This is a genomic window from Alloalcanivorax gelatiniphagus (genome assembly GCF_005938655.1).
GTDB classification, from domain to species: Bacteria; Pseudomonadota; Gammaproteobacteria; order Pseudomonadales; family Alcanivoracaceae; genus Alloalcanivorax; species Alloalcanivorax gelatiniphagus.
In genome coordinates, this window is the sequence record NZ_VCQT01000011.1 from 1 (window position 1) to 13,961 (window position 13,961).

Here is a 13,961-nt window from a genome sequence, read left to right on the forward strand (position 1 = left end):
CCCGAGGGGGATCGCGGCTGAAGCGGAGTGCCGCCCAGCCGCTCCTACTCGAAGATGGGCTCTACGAAGCCGCCGCCTATACCCACCCTGGTTCATCGTTGTTGGTACCCGTAACGGTTTCGCTACCTCGAAGCGGAGCTGTGTGGGTGCCTTCCGGGACCCTTTTTGGCAGGGATGCCAAAAACGGGAGCGCCCATGGACGGCTTGAGCGTTCCCGGAAAGGCACCCCGCTACCCCCACGCGCCCCTCTGGAGGGAACCACCAACCAACCCCGACCAAACCACCCCAGACCCCGACCCGCCGCTTGCCCCCATACTCGGAATTATGATTCAATTCTTTAAAAATCGGAATCAGGATTCCATTCATGGCCTATCGAGAAACCGCCCAGGTAAAAGCCCGTAAGGCGGCTCAGCGTGACCATCTGCTCGCCACCGCCGAGAGCCTGGTCCGGGAGGGCGGGTTCACCGCCATGACCATGCAGGCGGTGGCGGAGCGGGCCGGGGTGGGGGTGGGCACGCTGTACCGCTACTTCGATAACAAGGCGACCCTGGCCGCCGCCGTGTTCGAGGCCGCCACCGCCCGGGAAGTGGCGGCGGTGGATCAGGCGCTGGGCCGGGACGGGGCCGCCGCCGAGCGGTTGGAGCGGGCGCTGCGGGTGTTTGCCCGGCGGGCGCTGGCGGCGCCCCGGCTGGCCTGGGCGCTGATCGCCGAGCCGGTGGAGCCGGAGGTGGATGCCGCCCGGTTGCGCTACCGGGCCGCCTACGCGGATCTCTACAAGCGGGTGCTGGACGACGGCGTGGCCCGGGGCGAGCTGCCGCCCCAGTCCACCGCCCTGGGCGCCGCCGCTCTGGTGGGTGCCATCGCCGAGGCCCTGGTGGGCCCGCTGTCGGCGCCGCTGGCCGACGCCGGCCTGCCGGATCAGTTGACCGCCTTCGCGCTGCGCGCGGTGGGCGCCGATACCGGGGGCCGGGCATGAAGAACCCGCTCAAGATGCTGTTTTCCGGAGCCGCCGGCCTGCGCCGGGGGCTGTTGCTGTACGGGCCCTTTCTGGGCGCCGGGGTGCGCGTGGACGAGCTGAGCCGGGACTTCCGGCGGGTGCGGGTGTCCATGGGCATGCACTGGTACAACCGCAACTATGTGGGCACCCACTTCGGCGGCAGCCTGTACAGCATGACCGATCCCTTCTACATGCTGATGCTGATGAACAACCTGGGCCGCGACTATGTGGTTTGGGACAAGAGCGCCAGCATCGACTTCGTGCGCCCGGGCAAAGGCCGGGTGTTCGCCGAGTTCGAGCTCACCGACGCCATGCTCGATGAGGTCAAGGCCGCCACCGCCGGCGGCGGCAAGTATCTGCCCACCTGGCCGGTGACGGTTCGCGATGGCGACGGCAACACCGTGGCCGAGGTGAGCAAAACCCTGTACGTAAGACGCAAGCGCGCGTGACGCGCCGGAGGATGGAACCATGAACGCCAAGCACGAGGAGCTTAACGTGGACGCCCTGGCCAGCACCCATGAGGTGTTCAACCAGGCGCCGCCGCTGGAAAACTACGACGCCTTCGCCGGCGACACCGCGCTCAAGGACGCGGTGCTGCGCGAGGGCGGCGACTGGGCGCTGGACGATCTCAGCCGCTATGGCCGCGAGACCACCCGGCCGGAGGTGATCGAATGGGGCTACCAGGCCAACGCCAGCAAGCCGGAATTCGAGCCCCACGACCGTTACGGGCACCGCATCGACCGGGTCAATTACCACCCGGCCTATCACAACCTGATGAACATGGCCCTGCGCGAGGGGCTGCATTCCTCGCCCTGGACCGACCCGGGCCCCGGCGCCCACGTGGTACGCGCCGCCAAATACTATATGCACGCCCAGGTGGAAGGTGGCCACGGCTGCCCGATCACCATGACCTTCGCCGCCGTGCCCAGCCTCAAGCTGACCCCCTCCATCGCCGAGCGCTGGCTGTCCAAGGTCACCGCCCGGGACTATGACCCGCGCAATGTGAGCCACCAGGACAAGCAGGCGCTCACCATCGGCATGGGCATGACCGAGAAGCAGGGCGGCTCCGATGTGCGCGCCAACACCACCCACGCCTACCCGGTGGCGGCCGAAGGCCCCGGCGAACTGTACGAACTGGTGGGCCATAAGTGGTTCATGTCCGCGCCCATGTGCGACGCCTTCCTGATGCTGGCCCAGGCCCCCGGCGGCCTGAGCTGCTTCCTGGTGCCGCGCTGGCGGGAGGACGGCAGCAAGAACCCGCTGCAGGTGCAACGCCTGAAGAACAAGGTGGGCAACGTCTCCAACGCCTCCTCCGAAGTGGAGCTGCGCGGCGCCCACGGCTGGATGGTGGGCGAGGAAGGCCGTGGCGTGCCGGCGATCATCGAGATGGTGGCCATGACCCGCTTCGACTGCATGATCGGTTCGTCATCCAGCCAGCGCCAGGTGATGGCCCAGGCGGTGCACCATGTGGCGCACCGGGCCGCCTTCGGCGAAACCCTGCTGGACCAGCCGCTGATGCGCAACGTGATCGCCGACCTGCAGCTGGAAGTGGAAGGCTCCGTGGCGATGACCTGGCGCATGGCCCGGGCCCTGGATAACCAGGACGACGAGCACGAGAAACTGTTCGCGCGCCTCGGCGCGGCGGTGGGCAAATACTGGATCTGCAAGCGCACCCCGCACCACGCCTACGAGAGCATGGAATGCCTGGGCGGCAACGGCGTCACCGAGAACTTTATTCTCGCCCGGCTCTACCGGGACGCGCCGATCAACGCCATCTGGGAAGGCTCCGGCAATGTGCAGGCGCTGGACCTGCTGCGCGCCATGGGTAAGAGCCCCAAGGTGCTGGACGCCTGGTTCGCCGAACTGGCCGGCGCCCAGGGCCGCAACCCGGTGCTCGACAGGGCGGTCAACGACCTGCGCAAGGAACTGGGCGACCAAGACGCCCTCACCTGGCGGGCCCGGGACCTGGTCGACCGCATGGCGCTGACCATGCAAGCCGCGCAACTGGTCAAAGCCGGCAACGACGCGGTCAGCGACGCCTTCATCACCGCCCGCCTGGACAACGGCCACACCCGTAACTACGGCAGCCTGCCCCGGGGCCTGGACACGGACACGCTAATCCACCGCGCCAACCCGTTGGAAGCCTGACGCCATCGCGGCTGAAGCCGCTCCTACAGGGGGCCTTCGTATACAGGGCTCCGTAGGAGCGGCTTTAGCCGCGATCCGGGCGGCCGCAAGCCGTGCTGTCGAGGGGCCAGTTGAAAGTTCAAAGTTAAAAGTTCAAAAGTCGGGGCTGAGGGCCACTCCGGCGGCCTTCGGCCGGCAGGGTTTTGGTCTGGCTTGTAGCTTGTAGCCTGCAGCTTGAAGCCGCCCGGTCGCGGGCACGACCTCGCCGGCTCCCCACCCCCACCCGCGTTTCAACTTTTAACTTTGAACTTTCAACTGGCCCCTCGACGGCACGGCCTGCCAGCGGCTTGCAGCCCCTAAAGCTTCAACATCTCCGCGATTTCGAACCACATCGCCCGGTAGGCTTGGGCGGCGGGGGTGTAGGGGGCGATTTCGCCGACCGGGGCGCGGTGGTCGCCCATTTGTTCCACATGGGTGGCGTAGGGGACCCAGGTTTTCAGGCCGTTTTTCATTTCCGGGGGGCGTTTGACCAGCATCTGCACGTGCAGGTCCCGGCGGCGGTCCACCATGTTGAAGAACGGCACCACCCGCAGGTGTTTGTATTTCTTGTCGGCCAGCCAGTCCAGCACCTGCTGGAAGGCGCGCAGGGACAGGTGGGTGGGAATCACCGGCACGAACAGGTAATCCGCCGCCGCGAAGATGCTTTCCGCCAGCGGGCTGAGGGTGGGCGGGCAGTCCAGCACCACCAGTTCGTAGGATTCGCCGAACGGCGCGATCAGTTCCTTGAGGCGGTTCCGGGCGCCGCCGCCTTCCACCAGTTTGACGTCGGCGTTGCGCATGCTCAGGTCGGCGGGGATCACTTCCAGATTGGGCCAGCGGGTCTCCCGTTTGAAACGGCTCACCGGCTGCCGGCCCTTGAGCAGGCCGCCGGCCTTGTAGCCCGCTTCCCGGTCGTCCACGCCGAGATAGAAACTGGCGGCCCCCTGGGGGTCCAGATCCCAGACCAGGGTACGGTGCTTCCAGCGGGCCGCGTGCCAGGCCATGTTGACGGCCGTGGTGGTCTTGCCCACACCCCCTTTCAGATTATAGAAGGCGATGGTCTTCATGAGGTCGTATCCGGTAGCCGCGGTCGGCCTCCGAGGCTAGCATGAAACGTGGGTCATCTCACCGGGCGCCGCCTTGTGATCGCCGCCGCCAGCCGGTTTAATAGCCGCTTCAGGGAAGCCCATCCAGTTGGCGCGGGAGAGCGGGGTGTCCGTCAACAAACGTTACCAGGTCTATATCAGCACCACCTATCCGGACATGCAGTCCGCCCGCCAGGCACTGATGCTGCCGATGCTGGATCTGGGGCTGATGCCCATAGGCATGGATATGCATAGCAGCGAAAGTCATAACCTGATGCCGGTGGTGCAGCGCATGATCGACGACAGCGACTACTTCGTGATCCTGCTCGGCGGCCGCTACGGCACGCTGTCCCCCCTGGGCCTCAGCTACACCCACCGGGAATACATCTTCGCCGCCACCAAGCGCAAACCGGTGGTGAGCTTTATCCACGACGACCCGCTCAACCTGCCGCCGGACGTGCGCGAGCCCTCCCGGGAAGGCCAGGTGCGCCGCGACGACTTCGCCCGGCTGCTGGAGAACAAGACCCTCAGTTTCCGCTGGCGCGACGAGAGCGAACTGGCCGCCCGGGTGGCCAAGGTGATGCCCGATGTGATGCGCCAGTACCCGGCGCCGGGCTGGATGCAGGCCGGCGCCATGGCCGGCGCCGGTGACACTCGCAACCAGGTCCTGGTGCGGCGGGTGGCGGAGCTGGAGAAAGAGCGGGAGGAATGGCTGGCCGCCCAGCGCGCGCCGCTGCGCGGCCTGGCCCGGGGCGCCGACCCGCTGTCCCTGGAGTATTCCTGCAACGTCTATGAGGGCGGCGACTGCAAGATGACCATGGCCAGCTGCGAACTGGACTGGGACCGGGTGTTCGCCTGCGTGGCGCCGCTGATGCTCAACCCGGTATCGGAACCGGTGATGCAAAAAGCCCTGGAAGACTACGTGGCGCGCCGCGCCCTGCAGGACGTCACCGGCGACTTCCCCAAGGCCCACGCCGTGCGCAACGTGGTACTGGCCGGCCACGCCTTCAACCAGGTCAAGATCCACCTGCGCACCCTCGGCCTGATCACCAAAACCTCCGAAACCGACAGCCGTGGCATGCCGTTGTGGCGTCTTACCGCCCAGGGGGACAGTACGATGAGTCAGGTTATTGCTCAGAGGCGGTAGAGGGGGAAGGGGAGGGCGGCTTCAAGCTTCAGGCTGTAGGCTACAAGTCGCAAGCTGGCCCGGGGGGGCTGCGAGGTTGTGCCAATGGCTGGGCGGTTGAAAGTTTAAAGTTAAAAGTTGAAAGGCCGTGGCGGAGAGGCTCTGCCGCGGCCTTCGGCCGGCAGGGTTTTGGTTTGGCTTGCGGCTTGTAGCTTGCGGCTTGAAGCCGCGCGGTCGCGGGCACGGCCTCGCAGCCCCCTGTGCCCCCACCCGCGTTTTAACTTTTAACTTGTAACTTTCAACTGGCCCTTTCCCGGCACAACCTCCCAGCTCCCCCGGGCCAGCTTGCAGCCTGCAGCTTGAAGCTTGAAGCCGCCCCCCCCTATCCCTTCAGCTTTTCCGTCAGAAACTCCACGATCCCATCCATCGGGACTTCCGTGTTGTCCGCGTCGGCGCGGCCTTTGTATTCCAGGACGCCGTTGTCCATGCCGCGTTCGGCGATGACCACGCGGTGGGGGATGCCGAGCAGTTCGCTGTCCGCCAGTTTGACGCCCAGGCGTTCTTTTTCGCGGTCGTCGAACAGCACTTCCATGCCGGCGTCGGTGAGCTGTTGGTAGAGTTGCTCGGCCAGTTCCCGTTCACGGGGGCTCTTCTTGATGTTGACCGGTACCAGGGCCACCTGGAAGGGGGCGAGGGCCGCCGGCCAGATGATGCCTTTGTCGTCGTGGTTCTGCTCGATGGCGGCGGCCACCACCCGGCTTACGCCGATGCCGTAGCAGCCCATGGGCATGATCACGGCCTTGCCGTTTTCATCCAGGACCTTGGCGCCAAGGGCTTCGGAGTATTTGGTGCCGAGCTGGAAGATATGGCCCACTTCGATGCCGCGCTTGATGGTCAGGGTGCCCTTGCCGTCCGGGCTGGGGTCGCCTTCCACCACCTTGCGCAGGTCCGCCACCGCCGGCAGCGCCACGTCGCGCTCCCAGTTGATGTTGAAGTAGTGCTTGCCGTCCTGGTTGGCGCCGGCGGCGAAGTCGCTCATCACCGCCACGCTGCGATCCACCACGCAGGGCAGGGTCAGACCCACCGGGCCCAGGGAGCCGGGGCCGGCGCCCACGGCGGCACGGATCTCTTCCTCGGAGGCGAATTCCAGCGGCGCGGCCACCGCGTCCAGCTTCTCCGCCTTGATATCGTTCAGCTCGTGGTCGCCGCGCACCAGCAACGCCACCAGGCCACCTTCCTCGCCTTTCACCATCAGCGTTTTGACGGTTTTCTCGATGGGCAGCTGGAACTGGCTCACCAGGTCCTCGATGGTGCGTGCCTTGGGGGTATCCACGGTTTCCATAGCGGCGCCGGGGGCGGGGCGCTCCACCGTCGGCGCCAGCGCCTCGGCCAGCTCCACGTTGGCGGCGTAGTCGGACTGGTCGGAGAAGGCGATGTCGTCCTCGCCGGATTCCGCCAGCACGTGGAATTCGTGGCTGGCGGCGCCGCCGATGGCGCCGGTGTCCGCTTCCACCGGGCGATAGTCCAGACCCAGACGGTCGAAGATGGCGCAGTAGGCGCGGTGCATCACCTGATAGGTCTCGTCCAGGGAGGCCATGTCGATATGGAAGGAGTAGGCGTCCTTCATGATGAACTCCCGGGAGCGCATCATGCCGAAGCGCGGCCGGATCTCGTCACGGAACTTGGTCTGCACCTGGTAGAAGTTGGCCGGCAACTGCTTGTAGCTGTGCAGCTCGTTGCGGGCCAGATCGGTGATCACTTCTTCATGGGTGGGCCCCAGGCAGAAGGGATTGCCGTGGCGGTCGTTGAAGCGGAGCAGCTCCGGGCCGTAGTCATCGGCGCGGCCGGATTCCTGCCACAATTCCAGCGGCTGCACCGCCGGCATCAGCACCTCCTGGGCCCCGGCCCGGTCCATCTCCTCGCGGACAATACGCTCCACCTTGCGCAGTACGCGCAAACCGGATGGCAGCCAGGTGTACAACCCGGAAGCCAGTTTGCGAACCATGCCGGCGCGCAGCATCAACCGGTGGCTGATCACCACGGCGTCGGAGGGAGTTTCCTTGACGGTACCTAGCAGGTATTGGGAGGTGCGCATGGGTGAAGCGAATCCGTGTCTGTGGGTGAAAACCAAACCGGCATTCTAGAGCAGCTGCAGGCGGCAGGCTACAAGCTGCAGGCAGGCCGTGTGCCGGGGTGGGGATGGTGCCGGTCAGGGTGGAGTTGAAAGTTGAAAGTTGAAAGTTGAAACGCGGGTGGGGGCGCGGGAGACGGACAGGCCGTGCCCGCGACCGGGGCGGCTGCAAGCCGCAAGCTACAAGCCGCAAGCCAAACCAAAACCCTGCCGGCCAAAGGCCGCCGCAGGGTCTCTCCGCCTGGACCTTTCAACTTTCAACTTTTAACTTTGAACTTTAAACCGGCCAGCTATTGGCACAACCTCCCCGCCCCACCACCCTTGCTTGCGGCTGCAGCTTCAGCTTGACGCTTGCCGCCCCGCTGGAATCGCGTAGGTGCCGGTGACGTGAGCCACCATCGCCTCCACGCCGTCGCTGTAAATGCGTACTTCCAGCACCGCCGAGCGGCGGCCCAGCCGGATGATCTCGGCGTCGCCGATCAGGTCGGCGGGGGCCGGTTTGTTGAGGAAGTTGATGTTTAGATTCTGGGTCACGGCCATTTCCTGACCGTCCAGATTGGCCAGGATCGCCGCGTACATGGCGGCGTCCGCCAGACTCATCAGCGTGGGCCCGGAAACCGTGCCACCGGGCCGCACCATGGACGGATCGAACCGGTAGCGGACCCGGGCGCGGTTCTCATCCACGCTCTCCACCACCACCCCCTGCTCCGCCGCCGCCGGCAACCCACCACGAATCAACGCTTCCACTTGTTTGGCCGTCAGCATGGTTCTGTTCCTGCTCTCTCCCCGAAACGAACCCGGAACATAAGGCGGCAGGCTGCAAGCTGCAAGCAAGGGTGGTGGAGGGGCGGGGAGGCAGTGCAAATAGCTGGCCGGTTTAAAGTTCAAAGTTAAAAGTTGAAAGGTCCAGGCGGAAAGGCCCTGCCGCGGCCTATGGCCGGCAGGGTTAGGCTTGCGACTTGTAGCTTGCGGCTTGCGGCCGCCCCGGTCGCGGGCACGGCCTGTCCGTCTCCCGGGCCCCCACCCGCGTTTCAACTTTCAACTTTCAACTTTAAACTTTCAACTCCACCCTGACCGGCACCACCCCTCCCCGAAGCGCAGCTTGCAGCCCCTACCGAAGCTCCCGCTCCCAAATCAAATCGATGGCCTGTTCCTTGCTGCTGGACTGGGCTTCCAGATGCAGGGTGCGGGTCAGGGTATAGCGCAGCATCACCGTGGAGATGGCGTCGAACAGGCCCACCGCGTAGGTGAGGTAGAGGCGGTCGGAGAGCCGTTTGCCGAGCATCAGGGCGGCGTCGTCGGATTCCCAGTCGCTGCCGATGGAGATTTCGTCCAGGCCCAGGGTGTCGCCGATTTTGCGGGTCACGCCGGCGCCTTTTTGCAGGCCGTAAAGAGCCAGCGCCTGGGCCACCTTGGCGCCGTCGCTGTCGGAGCCGCTGTTCAGGGATTGCCCGGTGATCAGGTAGGACATGGCCTGGCTTTCTTCCAGGGCCGGGTCGGAGAAGATGCGCGCTTCCGGTTGCTGCAGGGTGCCGGACAGCTGCACCCCGACCACCTGGTTTTCGCTGGGGATGCGGCGAATGGCGCGGATATCCAGGGCCGGGTTGTCCGGGGCGCCCTGGAACAGCAGGCGGCCGTTCTCGATGGCCAGGTTCTGGCCATAGGCCCGGTAGCGGCCCTCCACGATCACCAGTTCGCCGTCCAGCTGGGCGGGCTGGCCCGGTTGCTGGCTGACGCGCAGGTTGCCGTTCAGGGTGGCGGTGAGACCAAAGCCCTCGAAACGCACCTTGTCGCCCAGGGTGACGCCCACCGCCATGGCCAGCGGCAGGCCCTGGCTGGATTCCGCGCGGGCGTCCACCAGTACCTGATCGTCGCTGACGGTGATGGCGCTTTCCGGCAGTTCCCGGGGTTTCAGGTCGGCTTCGGGGATGTCCAGGTTGCCGGTCAGGCGCAGGGTGTCGCCGTCCCCTTCCAGCTTCAGATCCGGCGACACATAGACCACCGCGTCTTCCCGGTTGGCCACCCGCAGGCGCTGGCCGGTGACGGTGAGCGACACCGCCAGGGGCGATTGGGTGGGGGCCCAGCGGCCGTCCAGCCGCAGGGTGCCGTCGCCGAGCCCGGCCTGGCCTTCCAGGCGCAGGGCGCCGGCGGGGTCGCCGCGCACGCTCAGGCGCAGGTTTTCGGCGGTGATGCCCAGGTCCGGCACGGTGACGCTGCCGTCCTCCAGGGCCAGTTCGCCGCCCACCGCCGGGTGCGCCAGGCTGCCGCCCAGGGCCAGATCGCCGCCCAGCCGGCCGGACACCTGGCCGACCCGGGGGATCAGCGGCGCCAGGTCCGCCAGGCTGGGCACGTCCACGCGGATCTCGCCCTGCAGCGGCGCTTCGGCGCTGAGGCCATTGGCCACCCGGGCGTGCAGTTCGCCTTGCCCGGCGACCACCAGGTCCAGTTGGTTTTCCAGCCGGTCATTGTCCAGGGTGCCGGTCAGCCGCGCCTCGCTGAGGCGGAAGGTGCTGGGCTCTTCCAGGGTGGTCAGGGTCAGCTCGGTGCCGTCCAGGGCCAGGTGCCATTGGCCGGCGGGGGCGTTCACGGTGCCGCTTATTTGGGCCTCGGCGTCGACACTGCCTTTCAGGGTGATGCTTTCGCCGAGCCAGGGTTCGGCCAGCGCCAGCGGCAGTGCCTTCACCGTGGCCTGGCCGTCCAGATCGCCGCCCCGGTGGCTGCCCGCCAGGCACAGGCTGCCGCCGGCATCGCCGGCCAGGCACAGGGATTCCAGGCTTTGCCGGTCGGCGCTCAGCTCAAAGGGCGCCGGTTGCCGCAGTTCCCAGACCCCGGCGCGGGGCTCGCTGAGGCGCCACTGGCGGATTTCGCCGCGCCAGCGCTGGGCCGCGTCCAGGTCGGCGTTGAGGGCCAGTCGGGTGTCCGCGTCGCCGGCGGCGGCGGTGACCACCAGCCGGTGATCCTGGCGGCTGCCTTGCAGGTCCAGGCTCAGGGCGTCCACCCGGGTGACGCCGGCCTGGCCCAGGGTCTGGCCTTGCAGGGTCAGGCTCATGGGCCCGTCGCCGGTGCTGAGATTCTGGAAGCGCGCCTCCAGGCTGGCCAGGCGCCATTCCCCGTAGCCCAGGTTCCGGCCCCGGGCGTTGCCGCTCAAACGGGGTGTTTTCAGGGCGCCGCGTAGCTGCCAGTCGGCGTTCAGGTTGCCGGCGGCGGGGCCGTACCAGCGGCTCAGGCTGGCCACGGAAACGCTGCCGTCCAGGTTCCACTGCTCGCCGACCCGGCCCCGGGCCCGCAGCCGGTCGCCGCCCCAGCGGCCGTCCAGGGTCACCGACAGCTCGCCTCCGGCGGGTTGCCCGGCGCGGCCGGTGAGGGTCAGCGGCGTGCCCTTGAGGCGGCCTTCCAGACGCAGCGGATCGGCCTGCAGGCTCCAGTCCTCGGCGCCGCGCCAGTGGCCCCGGGTGCGGGTGTCCAGGGCCAGGTCGGCGGGCCAGTCCGGGGCCACCACGGCGGGGTTCAGGTGGCGGCCCCGGGCGTCCAGGTCCCAGGCCAGGCCGTCGGCGTAATCCAGTTGCCCGCTCAGGATCAGGGTCTGGGCACCGCTGGTCATCGCCAGCCGGCTCAGCACCAGCCGTTGCAGGCCGGCCTGGCCGGCCAGCTCAAGATGGATCGGGTGGCCGTCGGCGGTGAGGTCGGCGCTGCCGTCCACCTCCACCGCCCGCAGGTCACCCCGGGTGGTGAGCCGGCCGGCGCCCAGGGCCACCGGCACCGGCGTGGCCACCGGCAGATCCTGGGCCGGCCAGCTGTGGGTCAGATCCAGCTGCACCTGGCCGTCCCGGTAGCCCACCTCGCCCTCCGAGGCGAGCCGCGCCGGGGCGCTGAGTTGATGGGTCAGATGCAGCTGCTCCGGGGTGCCGCTCAGGGTCAGGTGGCCGGCGGCACTGTCCAAAGGTGAAGAGTCCGGGGGCGCGGCGTCCTCCGTGGCCGGCGGGCTGTCACCGGCCCGGGCCGGGCGCCGCCAGTCCAGCTCGCCGTCCAGCTGATAGGGCTGCTTCAGTTCGCCGTTCAGGGCCAGGGTGAGGCGGGTATCACTGACGCTCAGTGCCAGTTCGGGCAGCGCCAGCTTGTCGCGGGCGGCCAGGTCGTCGCCGCGCAGGTCCTCGATCACCAGCGGCGATTCGCCGGTCAGGGTGAAGCGCCCCAGGCGCAGTTCATCCACCGCCACGCCCAGGGGCAGGGCCAGGCTTTCCGGCAGGGTGAACGGCGGCGCCTCGGGGTCGGCGGGCTCGCCGGCGGGCAGGGTCAGGGTCACCGCCCGGGCGCGCAGATGACTCAGCCGCAGCCAGCCGTACCAGAGCTGGCGGGGGGCGGCTTCCAGGTCCAGCCCTTCGATGTCCACCGCCAGGGTCTGGTCGTTGTCGCCCTGGCGATAGCTCAGCCGCTCCACGGTGACGCCGTTGAGCAGGTTGCCGCGCCAGTTTTCCACGGTGAGTTCGCCGGGCAGATAGGGCCGCGCCCGTTCCAGCAGCCACAGGTTGCCGGCGCCGGTGCCGAGCAGGCCGAACAGGGCGCCCAGCAGCAACAGGGGCAGCAGCACCAGCAGGATCAGCAGGGTGCGTTTGATCCAGGCGCCGCGCTTCACAGGTCCGGCCCCATGCTCAGGTGCAGACGCCAATCCCGGTTTTCCTCCACGCCCCGGGCCAGGTCCACCCGGATCGGCCCCAGCGGCGAGCGCCAGCGCACCCCGAAGCCGGCGCTGCGCTCGATCTCGTAGTCGTCGAAATCATTGAAGGCGTTGCCGGCATCGCCGAACACCGCCACGCTCCAGTTTTGCGTGACCGGGTAATCGTATTCCACGCTGCCCACCAGCAGATGGCGGCCGCCGATCACTTCGCCGTCGTCGTTCTTGGGGCCCAGGGATTCGTAGGCGAAGCCGCGCACGCTGGAATCGCCGCCGGCGAAAAAGCGCAGCGAGGCGGGCAGCTCGGTGACGTCGGAAACATCGGTGAAACCGAACTCGCCCCGGGTGATAAAACGCCCCTTGAACACCGGCAGCACCAGTTTTCCCCACAGGTCGTACTGGGTGAAGGTGGCCGACGAGGACAGCGCCTTGTGGGCACCGCGTACCTTGCCGCCCAACCGCCAGCCGAAACGGGGGTAGATCGGGTCGTCGGATTTCACCCGGCTGAGCTGGAAGCCGGGAATCACCAGTTCCGCCTGATCCACCTGATCCGCCACTTGATAGGTTTCGCGCAGGTACTCCACCGACGGCGTGGCCACCCAGCCGGATTTCAACTTGACGATGTAATCGGCGCCGACGCTGACTTGCTCGCTGTCGGTGGTGTCGGTGGTCTCGTTGACGTAGCTGGTGCGCAGTTCCAGTTTTTCGTTGAGCGGGTCGCTGAGCGGAATGGTGTAACCGGCGCCCACCCCCTGGCGCACGCCGGACAGTTCGGTTTCCGCCCGGGCTTTATGGCCGGCGGCGTTGACGCGCCGGTTCTCGATGCCGAGCCGCACCCGGGGGCCGGTGTCGGTGCTGACGCCGACGCCGGCCAGCAGCGCCCATTTATTGCGCGGGTTGAAGTGCAGGGTGATGTCGATGGTCTTGTCGGCCCGGTCCGGTTCGCCGCGCTCCACCCGCACGGCGCTGAAATAGCCGGTGCCCAGGTAGGTTTGCTGCGCGGCCAGCAGGCGCTCGTTGCTGAACGGCTCGCCGGCGGCGAAGCCCAGGTAGGCGCGCACCAGGCTCTCCTTGAGCTGGGTGTCGCCGGCCAGTTCCACCTGGCCGAACCGGTACCGGGGGCCGCTGTCCACATGCAGCACCACCAGGGCCCGGTGCTGGTCGCGGTCCACCTCCAGCCGGTGCTCGGTGAGCGCGCCCTCGGCGTAGCCGCGATTGATCAGCAGCTGCTGCAGCGTGCGTTTCAGCGATTCGTAACGGTCATGGCGCAGGCGCTGTCCCTGGCGCAGGGCGCTGTTGTCCACCGCCTTCTGAAAGGCCGGGTCGTCGGCGGCTTCGCCGGTAATGCGGATGTCCGGGGTGGCAAGCAGGGTGGGCGGCCCGGGAACGATGTTCAGCGTCAGACGGAAGCAGCGGTCGTCGTCGGCATTGCGCCAGCGCGGCGTCAGGGTGGGCTGGTAAAAGCCCAGCGCCTGCAGGCCGCGCAGCGCGTCATCGCGGACCTGGCGGCGGATCAGGGTCTGTTGGCCGGGGCCCGGCCGGCACGGGTAGCGGCTCACATCCACCATGGTGCGCACATTGGCGGCCACGCCTTCGGGCAGCTCGCCTTCGACGGTCAGTTCCGGCTGCTCGTCGGCCCGGGACGGGCTGGTCAGGGCCAGGCTCAGCAAGGCGCCGAGAGCCATCAGGATTAACAGGCTGTTACTGCTCATGACCGCCTTTCCGGGTCCCGGTGCATTGGCAAGGAATAGAACCCCGCATTGTCCGCAAGCCGGTCCGTCCGA

At 67.6% G+C, this 13,961-nt stretch carries 9 protein-coding genes; 4 read left to right on the forward strand and 5 right to left on the reverse strand.

Translation table 11 applies throughout. The features are described from left to right. The first annotated feature begins 364 nt into the window (after nucleotides 1–364). Genes FGS76_RS01770 through FGS76_RS01780 form a run of 3 tightly spaced genes read left to right on the forward strand, consistent with a single transcriptional unit; the run spans nucleotide 365 to nucleotide 3,145 of the window. Nucleotides 365–976: a TetR/AcrR family transcriptional regulator gene (locus tag FGS76_RS01770; protein WP_138770912.1), complete on the forward strand. Its 612-nt coding sequence runs from the start codon at nucleotides 365–367 to the stop codon at nucleotides 974–976. Continuing rightward, nucleotides 973–1,446: a DUF4442 domain-containing protein gene (locus FGS76_RS01775; protein ID WP_138770913.1), complete on the forward strand. Its 474-nt coding sequence runs from the start codon at nucleotides 973–975 to the stop codon at nucleotides 1,444–1,446. Before FGS76_RS01770 ends, FGS76_RS01775 begins: the two co-directional genes overlap by 4 nt. 19 nt (nucleotides 1,447–1,465) lie before the next feature. Beyond that, nucleotides 1,466–3,145, forward strand: a complete 1,680-nt coding sequence (locus FGS76_RS01780) for an acyl-CoA dehydrogenase family protein (RefSeq protein ID WP_138770914.1) — start codon at nucleotides 1,466–1,468, stop codon at nucleotides 3,143–3,145. Nucleotides 3,146–3,480: 335 nt separating this feature from the next. On the opposite strand, the gene FGS76_RS01785 is transcribed toward FGS76_RS01780, so the two are convergent. Beyond that, nucleotides 3,481–4,230, reverse strand: a complete 750-nt coding sequence (locus tag FGS76_RS01785) for a ParA family protein (protein WP_138770915.1) — start codon at nucleotides 4,228–4,230, stop codon at nucleotides 3,481–3,483. A 145-nt stretch (nucleotides 4,231–4,375) separates the two neighbouring features. Here FGS76_RS01785 and FGS76_RS01790 point away from each other — a divergent pair, with 145 nt between their 5' ends. After that, a complete protein-coding gene (locus tag FGS76_RS01790) occupies nucleotides 4,376–5,395 on the forward strand; it encodes a DUF4062 domain-containing protein (protein ID WP_240692359.1) in 1,020 nt (339 codons plus the stop codon). Nucleotides 5,396–5,756: 361 nt separating this feature from the next. Here FGS76_RS01790 and FGS76_RS01795 read toward each other — a convergent pair whose 3' ends face one another. The 4 genes from FGS76_RS01795 to FGS76_RS01810 form a co-directional block, all read right to left on the reverse strand. Beyond that, entirely contained in the window at nucleotides 5,757–7,469 is a 1,713-nt protein-coding gene (locus FGS76_RS01795; RefSeq protein WP_138770916.1) for a proline--tRNA ligase, read from the reverse strand. Between the two features lie 375 nt (nucleotides 7,470–7,844). Next, a complete protein-coding gene (locus FGS76_RS01800) occupies nucleotides 7,845–8,270 on the reverse strand; it encodes a PaaI family thioesterase (RefSeq protein WP_138770917.1) in 426 nt (141 codons plus the stop codon). Between the two features lie 346 nt (nucleotides 8,271–8,616). Next, nucleotides 8,617–12,171 (reverse strand): translocation/assembly module TamB domain-containing protein, encoded by a 3,555-nt coding sequence (locus FGS76_RS01805; RefSeq protein WP_138770918.1) that lies wholly within the window; start codon nucleotides 12,169–12,171, stop codon nucleotides 8,617–8,619. Beyond that, nucleotides 12,135–13,889, reverse strand: coding sequence for an autotransporter assembly complex protein TamA (locus FGS76_RS01810; protein ID WP_138770919.1), 1,755 nt, complete (start codon nucleotides 13,887–13,889; stop codon nucleotides 12,135–12,137). The genes FGS76_RS01805 and FGS76_RS01810 overlap by 37 nt, the downstream gene beginning before the upstream one ends. Nucleotides 13,890–13,961 lie beyond the last annotated feature (72 nt).

Coding starts and splice junctions, on each gene's coding strand:
- FGS76_RS01795 (WP_138770916.1), bottom strand. CDS start 7,469: ATGCGCACCTCCCAATACCTGCTAGGTACCGTCAAGGAAACTCCCTCC.
- FGS76_RS01780 (WP_138770914.1), top strand. CDS start 1,466: ATGAACGCCAAGCACGAGGAGCTTAACGTGGACGCCCTGGCCAGCACC.
- FGS76_RS01800 (WP_138770917.1), bottom strand. CDS start 8,270: ATGCTGACGGCCAAACAAGTGGAAGCGTTGATTCGTGGTGGGTTGCCG.
- FGS76_RS01770 (WP_138770912.1), top strand. CDS start 365: ATGGCCTATCGAGAAACCGCCCAGGTAAAAGCCCGTAAGGCGGCTCAG.
- FGS76_RS01775 (WP_138770913.1), top strand. CDS start 973: ATGAAGAACCCGCTCAAGATGCTGTTTTCCGGAGCCGCCGGCCTGCGC.
- FGS76_RS01785 (WP_138770915.1), bottom strand. CDS start 4,230: ATGAAGACCATCGCCTTCTATAATCTGAAAGGGGGTGTGGGCAAGACC.
- FGS76_RS01810 (WP_138770919.1), bottom strand. CDS start 13,889: ATGAGCAGTAACAGCCTGTTAATCCTGATGGCTCTCGGCGCCTTGCTG.